The sequence below is a fragment of the Cellulomonas endometrii genome (assembly GCF_949769265.1).
Classification (GTDB): Bacteria; Actinomycetota; Actinomycetes; order Actinomycetales; family Cellulomonadaceae; genus Cellulomonas; species Cellulomonas endometrii.
This window is the reverse complement of the sequence record NZ_CATKPC010000009.1, coordinates 130,159-143,297: the sequence shown is the minus strand read 5'-3', so window position 1 is coordinate 143,297 and position 13,139 is coordinate 130,159. Positions and strand designations below refer to the sequence as shown.

Here is a 13,139-nt window from a genome sequence, read left to right as displayed (position 1 = left end):
CCCGCTAGAGGGACGCGCCGGGGACCGGGTTCGGGGGTACGTTCGCAGTCAGCCGACCGACGTCCGACCGGAGGCCCGACATGCCGCTCGAACCCGCCGTCCTGGCCGACCTGCGCGCCGCCGCGCGGGCCCAGCTCCCGGACATCGCCGCCCTGCGGCACGCGCTGCACCGCACCCCCGAGGTGGGCCTGCACCTGCCGCGGACCCAGGCGCTGGTGCTCGAGGCCCTGGAGCCGCTCGGGCTCGAGGTCACCACGGGCACCGCCCTGTCGTCCGTCGTCGCGGTGCTGCGCGGCGGTCGGCCCGGACCGGCGGTGCTGCTCCGCGGCGACATGGACGCCCTGCCGGTCACGGAGGACACGGGGGAGCCGTTCAGCTCCGAGAACCCCGGCGTCATGCACGCCTGCGGGCACGACCTGCACGTCGCGGGCCTCGTCGGCGCCGCGCGGCTGCTGGCCGCCCGCCGGGAGGAGATCGCCGGCTCGGTCGTCCTCATGTTCCAGCCGGGCGAGGAGGGCGACCACGGAGCGCGGCTCATGATCGAGGAGGGCGTCCTGGACGCCGCGGGGCAGCGGGTCGTCGCCGCGTACGGGCTGCACGTGCTGTCGGCGCTGCTGCCGACGGGGATGGTCACCGGCCGGCCCGGGACCATGCTCGCCGCCGCGGACACGGTGCACGTCACGGTGCACGGGCGCGGCGGTCACGGCTCCATGCCGCACCTCGCCCAGGACCCCGTGCCCGTCGCCGCCGAGATCGTCCTGGCGCTGCAGGCGATGGTCACCCGGCAGTTCGACGTGTTCGACCCCGTCGTCGTCACCGTCGGGAGGATCGAGGCCGGGACCACCGACAACGTCATCCCGTCGACCGCGCGCATCGAGGCGACCGTGCGGTCGTTCTCCGAGGACGTGCACCGCGTCGTCCCCGAGCGCCTGACCCGGGTGTGCGAGGGCGTCGCCGCGGCGCACGGGCTCACCGCCACGGTGGACTACCAGCGGGGCTACCCGGTCACGTCGAGCCCGCCGGGGGAGGCCGCCCGCGCCGCCCGCCTGGCCCGGGGGCTGTTCGGCGAGCGGGCGTTCCGCGACGCCCCCCAGCCGCTGGCCGGCGCCGAGGACTTCTCCTACGTCCTCCAGGAGGTGCCCGGCACCTACGTCGCGGTCGGTGCGACCCTCGCCGACGAGGACCCGCGCACCGCCCCGTACAACCACTCCGCGCAGGCGCGGTTCGAGGACGGGGCGCTCGCGGTCGGCCCGGCGGTGCTCGCGGCCCTCGCCCTGGACCGGCTCTCGGAGGGATGAGGGACGGCTGATCAGCGGCTCCACCCGGTCGACGGCTCAGGTCCGCCGCGCTCGTGCCGATGAACCAGGTGTCATGCCCCCGCCGTGGGGCGACCCGTGCGCGCCGACCGGAGGGACACGGATGGCCGGGATCACCGCCGGGCAGATGCCCGGCGCCACACGCGAGGTGTGCGTCGCCCGCCAGGGCATCTACGACGTGCTCTCGCGCCCCATCGGGCACGAGCTGCTGTTCCGCGCCAGCGCGCAGGCGGTCGACTCGGGCGTGCGCCCCGGCATCGACGACAACCGGGCGACCGCGACGGTCATCGTCGCGACGCTGACCGAGTTCGGCGTCGAGGACCTCGCGGGCAACGGCGACCTGTTCGTCAACGTGCCGCGGTCGTTCATCGTCGACGAGCTCCCCGTCGCCCTCGACCCGCACCGCGTCGTGCTGGAGGTGCTCGAGCAGGTCCCCGGCGACGACGAGGTGGTGGCCGGCGTCGAGCGCCTGCGCCGGCTGGGCTTCGGCATCGCGCTGGACGACTTCGTCCCCGGCGACGCCCGCTGGCGGCTGCTCCCGCTGTGCGACTACGTCAAGGTCGACATGTCCGACGTCGGCGACCGGCTCGCGGAGTTCGCCGCGCAGCTCCGCCGGGAGGCGCCGCACGCCGCCCTGGTCGCCGAGCACGTCGAGGACGAGACCGACTTCCTCGCCGCCCAGGACGCCGGCTTCGACCTGTTCCAGGGCTACCACTTCCGCCGCCCGACGGTGCTGACCCGGCCCGCGCTCGCGCACCACGCGATGGTCGCCGGCCGGCTGCTCGTCCAGCTCGGCGACCCGCAGGTGTCCTACCGCCGGCTCGCCCGGCTGACCGCCGCGGACCCCGCCATCGCGCTCAAGGTGTTCCGCGTCGTGAACTCCGTGTCCGGCGCGGGCCGCACGGTGCGCAACCTGCACCAGGCGCTCGTGCTGCTCGGCCGGGAGCGGTTCCGCGCGATGCTGATCCTCGAGGTGCTGGCCACGGCCGGGCACCACGACGACGAGATCCCGCTCATGGCCCTCGCCCGGACCCGCGCGGCCGAGATCCTCGCGCCGCAGGACCCGCTGGAGGCGTCGACCGAGGCCCTCGTGCGCATCGTCTCCGAGCTGCTCGACGTCCCCGTGGCCGACCTCGACCCCGAGCTGCACCGGTCCCAGCCGAGCGCCCGGGTCGTCGCGGCGTGCGACGTGCTCGACGCCTACCTCGACGCCATCGCCGAGGAGCAGGTGCCGAGCATCCGCTCGCCGTACTCCGCGCTGCACGTCTCGCTCGTGTACCTGACCGCCCTGCGGGAGGCGCGCGCCCTGCTCGCGACCGTGTACCAGCCGGTGCCGCACCTGCAGGCGCTGCCGGGCGGTGCGGACGCGGGCGACGCGGACGTGGCGCTCGGCTGACCGGTAGCCTGGTGACGTGCGGGCCGACGCCGGTCCGCACTTTCCGACGACACACCAGGGGATCGCAGTGCCCACCGGCAAGGTCAAGTGGTTCGACACCGATCGCGGGTTCGGCTTCATCGCCGCCGACGACGGCACCGAGGTGTTCCTCCACGCCTCCGCCCTGCCCGCGGGCATCGGCTCCCCCAAGCCGGGCACCCGGGTGGACTTCGGCGTGGCCGACGGCCGCCGCGGGCCCCAGGCGCTGTCCGTGAAGCTGCTCGACCCCGTGCCGTCGGTCGCGAAGACCGTCCGCAAGCCGGCCGACGACATGGCCGTCATCGTCGAGGACCTCATCAAGGTGCTCGACCGGGTCGGCAACGACCTGCGTCGCGGGCGCCACCCCGAGAAGTCCCGCGCCGAGCAGGTCGCCACCCTGCTGCGCGCCGTCGCCGACGACCTCGAGGCCTGAGATGGCCGCCGCGACCCAGGACGCCGTGCTCGGCGGCGCCGTCGACCTCGCCCGCGAGGCCGCCCTCGAGCTCGCCGAGCACCCCGCCGACGTCGGGGAGCACCTCGGCTTCACCGTCGACGCCGACCGGCTCGTCTCCCACCGGTTCGCCTGCACCGCCAAGGGCTACCGCGGCTGGGTGTGGACCGTCACGCTGGCCCGCGCCCCGCGCGCCCGCAAGGCCACCGTGTGCGAGGCCGTGCTGCTGCCCGGCGACGACGCCGTCCTCGCGCCGCCGTGGGTGCCGTGGGACGAGCGCCTGCGCCCCGGCGACATCGGCCCCGGCGACGTGCTGCCGTTCCGCCCCGACGACCCGCGCCTCGAGCCCGGCTGGACGCCCACCGGCGACCCGGAGCTCGACGAGGTCGCGATCGACGAGCTCGCGCTCGCCCGGAACCGGGTGCTGTCGCCCGTCGGGATCAGCGAGGCCGCCGAGCGCTGGTACCGCGGCCGCCAGGGCCCCGCGACGGCCGGTGCCGTCGCCTCCGCCGAGCCGTGCCTCACCTGCGGGTTCCTGATCCCGCTGCAGGGGCCGCTCGGCACCGTGTTCGGCGTGTGCGCGAACGAGTGGTCGCCCGACGACGGCAAGGTCGTCGCCCTGGAGCACGGCTGCGGCGCGCACTCCGAGAGCGACGTCGACCCGCGGCCGACCGACTGGCCCGAGGTGCCCGTGGCGCCCGAGCTGGTCGTCGAGCCGACGGCGGAGCTGGTGCGTGGCGGGGGTGCGGTCGCGGCCGTCGAGCCGGTCGCCGCGGCCCAGCCGGAGCCGGCCGAGGTCGCGGACGACGCAGCCGCCACGGTCGAGACCGTGACGGTGGAGACGGTGAGCGTGGAGCTCGAGGTCAGCGTCGCGGGCACCGGCACCGCGCCCGAGGACTCCGCGCCCCAGGACACCGCGCCCGAGGACTCCGCCGGGGCCGAGCCGCCGGCGTCGCACCCGGAGCCGTGACCGCCGACGTCTTCGGTACCCGCGCGCTGCGCGACCGGGTGCTGGGGACGTGGCGCACCGACCCGGCGCGGCTCCGCGAGGACGCCAACACCGAGGAGGACCACGCCCGCGGGTACTACCGCGACCGCGTGGTGGTCGAGCTCGCCCAGAACGCCGCCGACGCCGCCGTCCGTGGCGGCGTGCCGGGGCGCCTGCTGCTGCGGCTGGCCGCGGCGACGGACGGGACCGACGGGGCGGACGGCGTCGACGGGACGAACGGCGCCGCCGTCCTGCTCGCCGCCAACACCGGCGCGCCCCTGGACGCGGCCGGGGTGGCGTCCCTCGCGGCGATGCGCGCGTCGTCGTCCCGGGACTGGGTCGGGGGCCCCGGGCCGGGGCTCGTCGGCCGGTTCGGCGTCGGGTTCGCGGCCGTGCGGGCCGTCGCCGACGAGGTCGCGGTGCTGTCGACGAGCGGCGCCGTGCGGTTCTCCGTGGCGGAGACCCGCCGGGACCTCGCGCTCGCGTCGGCCGGCGCCGAGCGGCTCGCGGACGAGGTCGCCCGGCGGGAGGGGTCGCTCCCCGCGCTGCGGCTGCCGCGCGAGCACACCGGACGCCCGCCGGAGGGCTACGACACCGCGGTGCTGCTGACGCTCCGGGACGACGTCGCGGTCGACGCCGTGCGCGGCATGCTGGCCGAGGTGGGCGACGCGCTGCTGCTCGCCCTGCCCGGCCTCACCGAGGTGGTCGTCGAGGACGAGCTCGCGGGCGTCCGTCGCCGCGTCGCGGACATCGACCGGCGCTGGCGTCGCCTCACGGCCGCGGGGGAGCTCGACCCCGCGCTGCTCGCCGACCGGCCGGTCGAGGAGCGGTCGCGCCGCGGCTGGCGCGTGACCTGGGCCATGCCGCGGGCGGAGGGCGAGCGGGCCGCGTGGGACCCGGAGCCCGCCGGCCCGCGCTGGGAGCGGGTCGTGCACGCGCCGACGCCGACCGACGACGCGCTGGACCTCCCGGCGCTCCTGATCGCGACCCTCCCGCTGGACCCGACCCGGCGGCACGTCGCGCGCGGCCGTGCCACCGACGCGCTGCTCGACATCGCGGGCGACCTCTACGCGCGGCTCGCCACCGCCTGCGCGGCCGACGGCGAGGACGCCCTCCGGCTCGTCCCGCGCGGCCTCCCGGCGAGCGACGTGGACGCCGCGCTGCGCGGCCGGCTCGTCGAGCACCTCGCCCGCACCCCGCTGCTCGTCCCCGCCGACCCGGGCGCGGGCAGGGACACGGCCGCGTCGGGTGGGGACGCGGGTGCCGTGGGCGGGGCGGACCCGGAGGGCGGCACGGACCCGGAGGGCGGCTCGGCGGGAGGGCTGGTCGAGCCGCAGCGGGCCGTCGCGCTCGAGGGGCCGGCGGCGGCCGACCTCACGCGCGCGCTCGCCCCGTGGTTCGCGGGCCTGGTCGTCCTGCCCGAGGGCGGTCTGCCGGCGGCCCGGGCGCTCGGCGTGGAGCTGCGCGAGGTCGCCGACGTGGTCGACGAGCTGCCGGCCGCGTCCGGTCTGCCGCCCGGGCGCTGGCGCGCGCTGTACGCGGCGCTCGCGCCCGCCGTGGCCGACCCGCTGGTGCGCGAGTCCCTCGCCGCGCTGCCGGTGCCCCTGGCGGACGGCCGGGTGGTCCGCGGCGCCCGGGGGCTGCTGCTGCCGGTCGCCGGCGCCCTCGACGCCGACGGGCCGGTCGCCGCGGCACTCGCGACCCTGGGCCGCTGGGGCGTCCGGCTGGTGCACCCGGCGGCGGCGCACGAGGTCCTCGAGCGCCTCGGCGCGGCACCGGCCGACCCCGCCGCCCTGCTCGCGCACCCCGGGGTCCGGCAGGCCGTGCTCGACCAGGCGGACGAGGACGACCTCGACCTCGCCGATCAGGTCAGCGACGCCGTCCTGACCCTGGTGCACGCGGCCGTCGCCGACGGGACCGCGGCGCCGCGGGACCCCGACGCGCCCGTGCCGCCGGGGCGCGCGCTGCTGGGGCTGCTCACGCTCCGGGCCGCCGACGGCGAGCCGACGCCCGCCCACGGCCTGGTCCTGCCGGGGTCGCCCGCCGAGCGGCTGCTGGACCCGCGGGTGCTGGCCCCGGTCGAGGCCGCGGCGGTCGAGCGGTGGGGCACCGACGTGCTCGTCGCCGTCGGCGTGCGGGCGGACCTCGTGCCGCTCGTGCTGACCGACGTCGTCGCCGGCACCGACGACCTCCGGCTCGCCGGGGCGGACGACGACGCGGACCTCGTCACGGAGTCCCTGGACGGGTGGGACGAGTACCTCGCCGCGGTCGCCGGGGCGCTCGGGGAGGGGGAGACACTCGCGGAGGTGCTCGCCGTCGCCGACCTGGACGCCGTCGACCCCGGCGCGTGGCCCGACGTCCTGGCCCGGCTCGCGAGCCCCGGCGCGCTGCGGCGGGCGCTGCTGGAACCGGTCCGCGCCGCGGGGGCCGGCCGCGCCGCGGGCACGGGGGCGGGCGGGGCGGGTGCGGGCGGCGCCCGCGCCGGCCGGGCGGCGCCCGGGGGAACCGCGCGGCGGGGCCGGCGCCGCGCCGCGAGCGGCCCCCGGGGGCCCCTCGCCGCCCCGGGCGCGCCGCCCGCCGCGCGCCGGGCGCTGCTGCCCGACGCGCCGCCCGAGGTCGCCGGGACCGACCCCGTCGTCCAGGCGGCGCTCGGCGGGGTGCGCCGGCTCGCCGACGTGCCCGCGGACGGTTGGAACCGGCTGCTCCGTGCCGCCGCCCCGGTCGGCGCGCCCGTGGACGTCCCCCTCGCCACGGCCGTCTGGTCGGCGTGGGCGGCGCTCGCCGGGCCGGACGCGGACGGCCCGGCCGACCTGGACGTCCTGCCCGCGCTGGTCGCCCTGGACCGGGTCGCGCTCGTGCACGCGGAGGACGCCGCCGTCGCCCCCGGCCCGATGTGGTGGCAGCGCACCGACGTCGCCGCGATGGTCCCCGTCGCCGGGCGGGTCGACGCCGAGGACCTCGCGGAGGCCCTGGGGCTGCCGCTCGCCGGTGAGCTCGCCGCCGGGCGCGTCGACGAGGACGAGGGCGACGACGCCGGGGGCCTCGCCGAGACCCCGCCCGCCGCGCGCGCCCTGCTGCCCGACGCCCCCGGCACGTGGGTCGAGCACGAGCAGCTGCGGGTCGACGGCGTGCCGGTCGACTGGTGGGTGGAGGGCAGCGGCCCCGGCGCCACCGTGCACGCCACCCACCTCGCGGGTCTGGCCCGCGGGCTCGCGCAGGCGGCGGGCGCCTGGCGGCTGCGGCACGCGGTGGAGCTGGCGCTCGTGGAGCCGTCGCGCGCCGCCGAGCTGGTCGTGGAGCAGGTCGCCGACGCCGGGGGCATCATGGACGGGCGATGACCCGGTCCCTGCTCACCTCCGCCTACCTGCCCGCGCTCCTGTACGAGACCGGCCTCGGGGCCGTCACCCCGGTGGTGGCGCTGGTGGCCGCGGGGCTGGGTGCCGGGCTGGACCAGGCCGCCCTGGTGGTCGCCCTCGTCGGCGTCGGGCAGATCCTCGGCGACGTCCCCGCGGGAGCGCTCGCCGCCCGCGTCGGGGACCGCCGGGCGATGCTGGTCGCGGCCGCCGTCGCGTGCGCCGCCCTGGCCGCCTGCGCGCTCGCGCCGACGCTGCCGGTCCTGTCGGTGGGCGTGCTCGTCATGGGCGCCGCGTCCGCGGTGTTCCACCTGGCGCGGCAGGCGTACCTCACGGAGGTCGTGCCGGTCGTGAACCGCGCGCGGGCGCTGTCCACCCTCGGTGGGGTGTCCCGGATCGGCGTGTTCCTCGGTCCGTTCCTCGGCGCCGCCGTGCTGCACGTCGGGGACCTGCGGTCCGTGTTCTGGCTGGCCGTGGGGACCACCGTCGCCGCGGGTGCGGTCGTCGGGCTCGCGCAGGACGTGGACGACCCGCGGGCCGCCCCCCGCGACGCGACGCCCGTGTCGACCACCGGCCTGGTCCGCCGGTACCGCCGGCTGCTCGCGACCCTGGGGACGGCCGTCGTGCTCGTCGGGGCCGTCCGGGCGACCCGCCAGGTGGTGCTCCCGCTCTGGTCCGAGCACCTCGGCTTCGCGCCCGCGACGACGAGCGTCGTCTTCGGCATCTCCGGCGCCGTCGACATGCTGCTGTTCTACCCGGCGGGCCGGCTGATGGACCGGCGCGGGCGGCTGTGGGTCGCGGTCCCGTCGATGCTCGTGCTCGGCGCGGCCATCGCCGTCCTGCCTCTGGCGTCGACGCTCGGCAGCCTCGCGGTCGTCGCGATGCTCATGGGGTTCGGCAACGGCATCGGGTCCGGGATCCTCATGACGCTCGGCGCCGACGTCGCACCCGCGCAGGGGCGGGCGCGGTTCCTCGGGGTGTGGCGGGTCTTCCAGGACTCCGGCGCCGCGGCGGGGCCGCTGGTCGTGTCCGCCGTGGCGGCGGCCGGGAGCCTCGCGGCCGGGATCGTGACGATGGGCGCCGCCGGGCTGCTCGCCGCGGGGGCGCTGGCCGTCTGGGTGCCGCGGTGGTCGGAGCACGCGACGCAGGGCACGCGCGCCCGGGCGGCCGCCGCGCGGGCGGAGGCGGCGCGGGCGGGGACCGAGCAGCCGACCGCGCCGTAGCGGGTCAGCGGACTCAGCGGCTCAGCGGACTCAGCGGACTCAGCGGAGGCAGCGCGTCAGCGGCCGGGGCGCCGGGCGGTCCAGGCGAGGCCCACCGCGCCGAGCGCGGCCCCCACGGTGCACGTCAGGACGCCGCTCGGGCCGACCGCGCCGGTGAGCCAGAGCACGACCGCGACCACGAGCGCCACCAGCCAGGCCGCGATCCCGACCAGGAACACCGGGCGCATGCTCACCGGCACGGGGTCGGGTGCGGGCTTGCGGCGCTCCGGGCGCAGGGCGAGCTGGATGAACGACGGCACCCGCCCAGCCTAGGCCCCGGCCGAGGGCCCCCGGCCCCGTGAGTGCGGGGTCAGTCCCCGAACGCGAGCGCGGTCGCGGTCCCGAGCGCCGACGGCACGGCGGCGAGGTACGCGTGCGCGACGTCCCAGGGCTCCAGGCCGGTGGCCTGCACGGCGTCGGTGTCGTTCTCCTCGTGCGCGAGCACCGCGGCGAGGACGTGCCCGAGCGGTCCCTCGTGGCGCAGGAGAGCCGCGGCGAGCTGCTCGGAGACGCCGGTGCGGGACACGAGCTCGGTGAGGTCGATGCCCTGCTGCGCGGCGACGGCGGACAGCAGCCCGACCGTGTACCCGGCGTCGTTGCCCGCGAGCGTGTGGCAGGTCTGGGCGCGCGTGAGGATCGACCAGAGCGAGGCCACCGAGGTGGGCCGGGCGTCGATCAGGGACGCGATCGCGAGGGCGTGCAGCTGGCGCGGGCCGACGAGCACGACCGCCTGGAGCACGGAGTCGATCTCGCGCCGCAGGCCGAACGCCGAGGAGTTGACCAGGTGCAGCACGCGCATGGACAGCTCGGGGTCCGAGGCGACGGTCCGCACGACGTCCTGCTGGCTGACGGGCTCCTCGGACAGGACGCGCAGCAGCTCGAGGCACTGCACCTCGCCGGCGGAGAACGTGCGGCGCACGGGGGTCGGGTCCCGGTGGAACATCGGGCCCTGGAGCAGGTCGGCGTCGAGCTGCTGCCCGAGCTCGACGTACGCGGCGGTGTCGGCGTGCTCCGCGACGACGGTGGCCCCGCCGGCGTGCGCGCGGGCGACGAGCTCGGCGCAGTGGTCGGGCGCCCGGCGCAGGTCGATCTTGACGACGGAGACCCGGCCGAGCAGGCGCTCCTGCGGCAGGGAGCCGTCGTAGTCCGCGAGGGCCAGGCGCAGGCCGCGGGCGGCGGCCGCCTCGACGAGCGTGTCGATGTCGGACCGTCGGGCGAGCGCCGGCGTGATCTCCAGCATGAGCCGCTCGGCGTCGTACCAGACCGCCGTGGTGCCCGCGAGCAGCCCGGCCGTCGCGCGCAGCAGCACCGGCTTGTCCCCGGCCAGCCCGGTGAGGTCGAGGCGCCGGTAGGCCGTCTCGACGGCGGGCTCCGCCGCCTCGTCGGGCAGGGCCGCCCCCGTGGGTCCGCTGACCTGCACCCGCACGGCGTACCCGTACACGGAGCGGTCCGGGTGCACGACCGGCTGGCGCAGCACGGTCGTCTCGCCGCCGCCGATGGGCAGGGCGGCGCGCGGTGCGGCCGGTGCGGCCGGGCGGGCCGGCTCGGCGTCGGCACCCAGGGTGGAGGTCATGGCGGGGGTCTCCTCGTCGGTCAGGCGGCCCGGCCGAGCGGGGCGCGCAGCGGCCAGTCCTCCGTCAGGACGGTCTGGACGGCCGCGCCGCTCGCCGGGTCGAGGACCAGGGGGGCCAGCAGGTTCGCGGTCGGCGGGTCGCCGCCGTCCGCGGGGCGCACGACGACCAGGCGCACGGCGTGCGCCGGGTCGGTGCCGATCGCGTCCAGCACGCCGGAGTCGATCGACGGGTCGTAGTCGGGGAAGAACGCCTCCGGGTCGATGACGAACAGCCGCACGGGGCGGGCGCCGTCGGGCTCGGAGCGCAGCGCGTACAGCACGCCGGCGTCGTCCAGGGGGGTGAGCGTGAAGTCCTCGTACCCGGCCAGGCCCGGCATGGGCGAGGCGAGGTGCAGGTGCTCGGGCAGGTGGGTGCGCTCGCGGGGAGCGTCGAGCTGAATCGTCATGAGAGGAAGTCCAGGAGGGTCGGCTGCAGCACCTTGGCGGCGGCGCTCAGGGCGCCCTTGTACGCGACCTCCTGCGACCCGAGGTCGAGGATGATCTGCGCGAGGTCGACGTCCTGGATCGCCGAGAGGCGGGTCCTGGACGTCAGCTGGTTCTCGGTGATGAGGCCCTGGGCCGCGTCGACCTGGTTCTGCCGGGCACCGATGGACGAGACCTCGGCGAGCATCGCGTCCACGTGCCCGTCGATGGCGTCGAGCTGGTCCGTCGGGTCCCCGCCGGCGCGCAGCGTCGCGGCGATGCCGTCGAGCACGGCGAAGATCGAGTCGTCACCGGCGCCGTAGACGGCGGAACCGGTGGAGTCGACGCGGATGGTGGTGCCGCTGGCGACCGTGCGGTCCACGGACCCCGCGGCGACGCCGTTGAAGGCGTAGCCGCCGGCGGCGTCCGAGAACGCCGGGCCGGCGGACGTGCCGGCGAACACCGGACGGCCGAGGTACGTGGTGTTGGCCTGGGAGAGGAGGGCGTCACGGATGCCCTCGATCTCCTGGGCGAGCGCGAGGCGCGAGGTGTCCCCGAGCGCCCCGTCGCCGCCGTTGATCGTGAGCTGGCGGGCCTTGCGGACCGAGGCCAGCGAGGACTGCAGGGCGCTGTCGACCGTGGTCAGCCAGGCCTCGCCGTCGTCGGCGTTGCGGGAGTACTGGTCGAGCACCCGCTGCTCGCCCTGCAGCCGCAGGACGTCGGCGGTGGCCGCCGGGTCGTCCGACGCCAGGTTGATCTTCTGGCCCGACGACATCTGCGCCTGCAGGTTCGACATCCTGCCGAGGTTGTTCTGCAGGTTCTCGAGCGTCGAGCTGCGCACCGTGAAGTGCGTGACGCGTCCGATCGTGCTCATCGGCCCACCACCCCCGTCCGGTTGATCAGCGTGTCCAGCATCTCGTCGATGGCGGTCAGGACGCGGGCTGCGCCCTCGTACGCCCGCTGGTAGGCGAGCATGTTCACGGACTCCTCGTCGGTGTCGACGCTGGTCTGCGAGAGCTGCGCGGCCGCGGCGGTGGACCGCGCGGCCTCGGCGACCGTGGCGCGCGAGGAGGCGCTGGCGGACTTGACGCCGAGGTCGACCACGAAGGAGGACCACTGGGCGTCCGGGCTGCCGACCGCGTTCGCGAGGTTCGCCATGGCCGTGCCGACGCTGCCGTCGTACGCGCCCTTGCCGGCGGCGGCGACCGCGACGTCGGCGGGGTCGGTGATCGCGACCTCCAGGCCGAGCGCCGCGGGCTGCCCGGCGGTGAGGGCGAAGAAGGCGCCGCCGGTGGTGCCGGTGCCGTAGCCGTCGATGGTGTACGCGCTGGTGTGGATCGCGTTGACCTGCGTCGCGATGCTCGTCGCGAGCGTGTTGAGCGCGACGCCCGTGCCGGCGAGGATGCCCCCGCTCGCCGGCGGGGCGAGCGTGGTCAGCAGCCCGGCGACGCGGCCGCCCTCGAGCCCGGCCGGGTGGCCGCTGCGGGCCCACACGATCGAGACGGTGCCGCCGTCGACCGCGCCCTGGAACGACCCGGGGCTGCCGGGGGAGACGGCGAGCTCGTTGGCCTGCGACCCGGACACCAGCGCGTTGCCGGCGACCATGACGTCGAGCGTGCCGTCCTCGTTGGTGCGGGTGGACGCCCCGACCAGGCTGGACAGCTGCGTGACGAGGAGGTCCCGCTGGTCCATCAGCTCGTTGGCGGACCCGCCGGCGTTGGTGATCGACAGGATCCGGTTGTTCAGGTCGGCGACGTTCGCGGCGGTCGTGTTGACCTGCGTCACGAGCGACGTCGTCGTGGTGAGCGCCTGCGCCCACTGGGTGCCGGTGTCCTCGTACATCGTCGCGATGCGGTTGCCGACGGCCTTGGCGTTCTCGAGCAGCACGGAGCGGCTCGCCTCGGACTCCGGCTTCTTCGCGACGTCGGACCACGCGGTCCAGAACGCCGTCAGGTCCTTGGAGAACCCGGTCTTGGAGGGCTCGCCGATGGTGGCCTCGAGCGTCTTGTACTCGCCGGAGATCGCGGCCAGGCGGGAGGCGCCCGAGGTCTCGTTGCGGAGCCGGGCGTCCAGGAACACGTCGCCGAGCCGCTCGAAGCCGGTGACGGCGACGCCCTGGCCGACGCCGTCGGTGCTGGAGAACATCGACGGCACAGTGGCGGCGGGCAGGGACGACATGGCGGCGCGCTGGCGGGTGTAGCCCACGGTGTTGGCGTTGGACACGTTCTGGCCCGACACCTCGAGCGCCTGGCGCTGGGCGATCAGGGAGCTGAGGGCGGTGCCCAGTCCGGAGAAGGTGCTCACAGGTTCTCTTCCTCGC

General features: G+C 77.0%; 11 protein-coding genes. 6 read left to right on the top strand and 5 right to left on the bottom strand.

The window, feature by feature from the left end:
* Positions 1 to 80: 80 nt before the first annotated feature.
* From QNH85_RS11710 to QNH85_RS11685, 6 genes are all read left to right on the top strand, one after another.
* Positions 81 to 1,298 (top strand): M20 metallopeptidase family protein, encoded by a 1,218-nt coding sequence (locus QNH85_RS11710; RefSeq protein WP_282946686.1) that lies wholly within the window; start codon positions 81 to 83, stop codon positions 1,296 to 1,298.
* A 121-nt stretch (positions 1,299 to 1,419) separates the two neighbouring features.
* Positions 1,420 to 2,712 carry an EAL and HDOD domain-containing protein gene (locus tag QNH85_RS11705; RefSeq protein ID WP_282946684.1) on the top strand — a complete coding sequence of 431 codons (1,293 nt, stop codon included), beginning with the start codon at positions 1,420 to 1,422 and terminating at the stop codon, positions 2,710 to 2,712.
* 67 nt (positions 2,713 to 2,779) lie between these two features.
* Complete coding sequence (locus QNH85_RS11700) at positions 2,780 to 3,163, top strand: cold-shock protein (RefSeq protein WP_213282195.1); 384 nt, start codon at positions 2,780 to 2,782, stop codon at positions 3,161 to 3,163.
* 1 nt (position 3,164) lies between these two features.
* A complete protein-coding gene (locus QNH85_RS11695; protein WP_282946681.1) occupies positions 3,165 to 4,151 on the top strand; it encodes a DUF3027 domain-containing protein in 987 nt (328 codons plus the stop codon).
* Positions 4,148 to 7,507: a sacsin N-terminal ATP-binding-like domain-containing protein gene (locus tag QNH85_RS11690; RefSeq protein WP_282946679.1), complete on the top strand. Its 3,360-nt coding sequence runs from the start codon at positions 4,148 to 4,150 to the stop codon at positions 7,505 to 7,507. The genes QNH85_RS11695 and QNH85_RS11690 overlap by 4 nt, the downstream gene beginning before the upstream one ends.
* Complete coding sequence (locus QNH85_RS11685; RefSeq protein ID WP_282946678.1) at positions 7,504 to 8,745, top strand: MFS transporter; 1,242 nt, start codon at positions 7,504 to 7,506, stop codon at positions 8,743 to 8,745. The genes QNH85_RS11690 and QNH85_RS11685 overlap by 4 nt, the downstream gene beginning before the upstream one ends.
* 56 nt (positions 8,746 to 8,801) lie before the next feature.
* On the opposite strand, the gene QNH85_RS11680 is transcribed toward QNH85_RS11685, so the two are convergent.
* The 5 genes from QNH85_RS11680 to flgK are packed head-to-tail and all read right to left on the bottom strand — an operon-like array spanning position 8,802 to position 13,123.
* Positions 8,802 to 9,044, bottom strand: coding sequence for a DUF2530 domain-containing protein (locus tag QNH85_RS11680; protein WP_249669197.1), 243 nt, complete (start codon positions 9,042 to 9,044; stop codon positions 8,802 to 8,804).
* A 50-nt stretch (positions 9,045 to 9,094) separates the two neighbouring features.
* Entirely contained in the window at positions 9,095 to 10,357 is a 1,263-nt protein-coding gene (locus QNH85_RS11675; RefSeq protein WP_282946675.1) for an EAL and HDOD domain-containing protein, read from the bottom strand.
* 20 nt (positions 10,358 to 10,377) lie between these two features.
* The gene (locus tag QNH85_RS11670) at positions 10,378 to 10,803 is read right to left on the bottom strand and encodes a flagellar assembly protein FliW (protein WP_213282200.1); all 426 of its coding nucleotides are present in this window, start codon (positions 10,801 to 10,803) and stop codon (positions 10,378 to 10,380) included.
* Entirely contained in the window at positions 10,800 to 11,693 is an 894-nt protein-coding gene (flgL, locus tag QNH85_RS11665; RefSeq protein ID WP_282946673.1) for a flagellar hook-associated protein FlgL, read from the bottom strand. The genes QNH85_RS11670 and flgL overlap by 4 nt, the downstream gene beginning before the upstream one ends.
* On the bottom strand, positions 11,690 to 13,123 hold the full coding sequence (flgK, locus tag QNH85_RS11660) for a flagellar hook-associated protein FlgK (RefSeq protein WP_282946671.1): 1,434 nt from the start codon (positions 13,121 to 13,123) through the stop codon (positions 11,690 to 11,692). Before flgK ends, flgL begins: the two co-directional genes overlap by 4 nt.
* Positions 13,124 to 13,139: the final 16 nt, after the last annotated feature.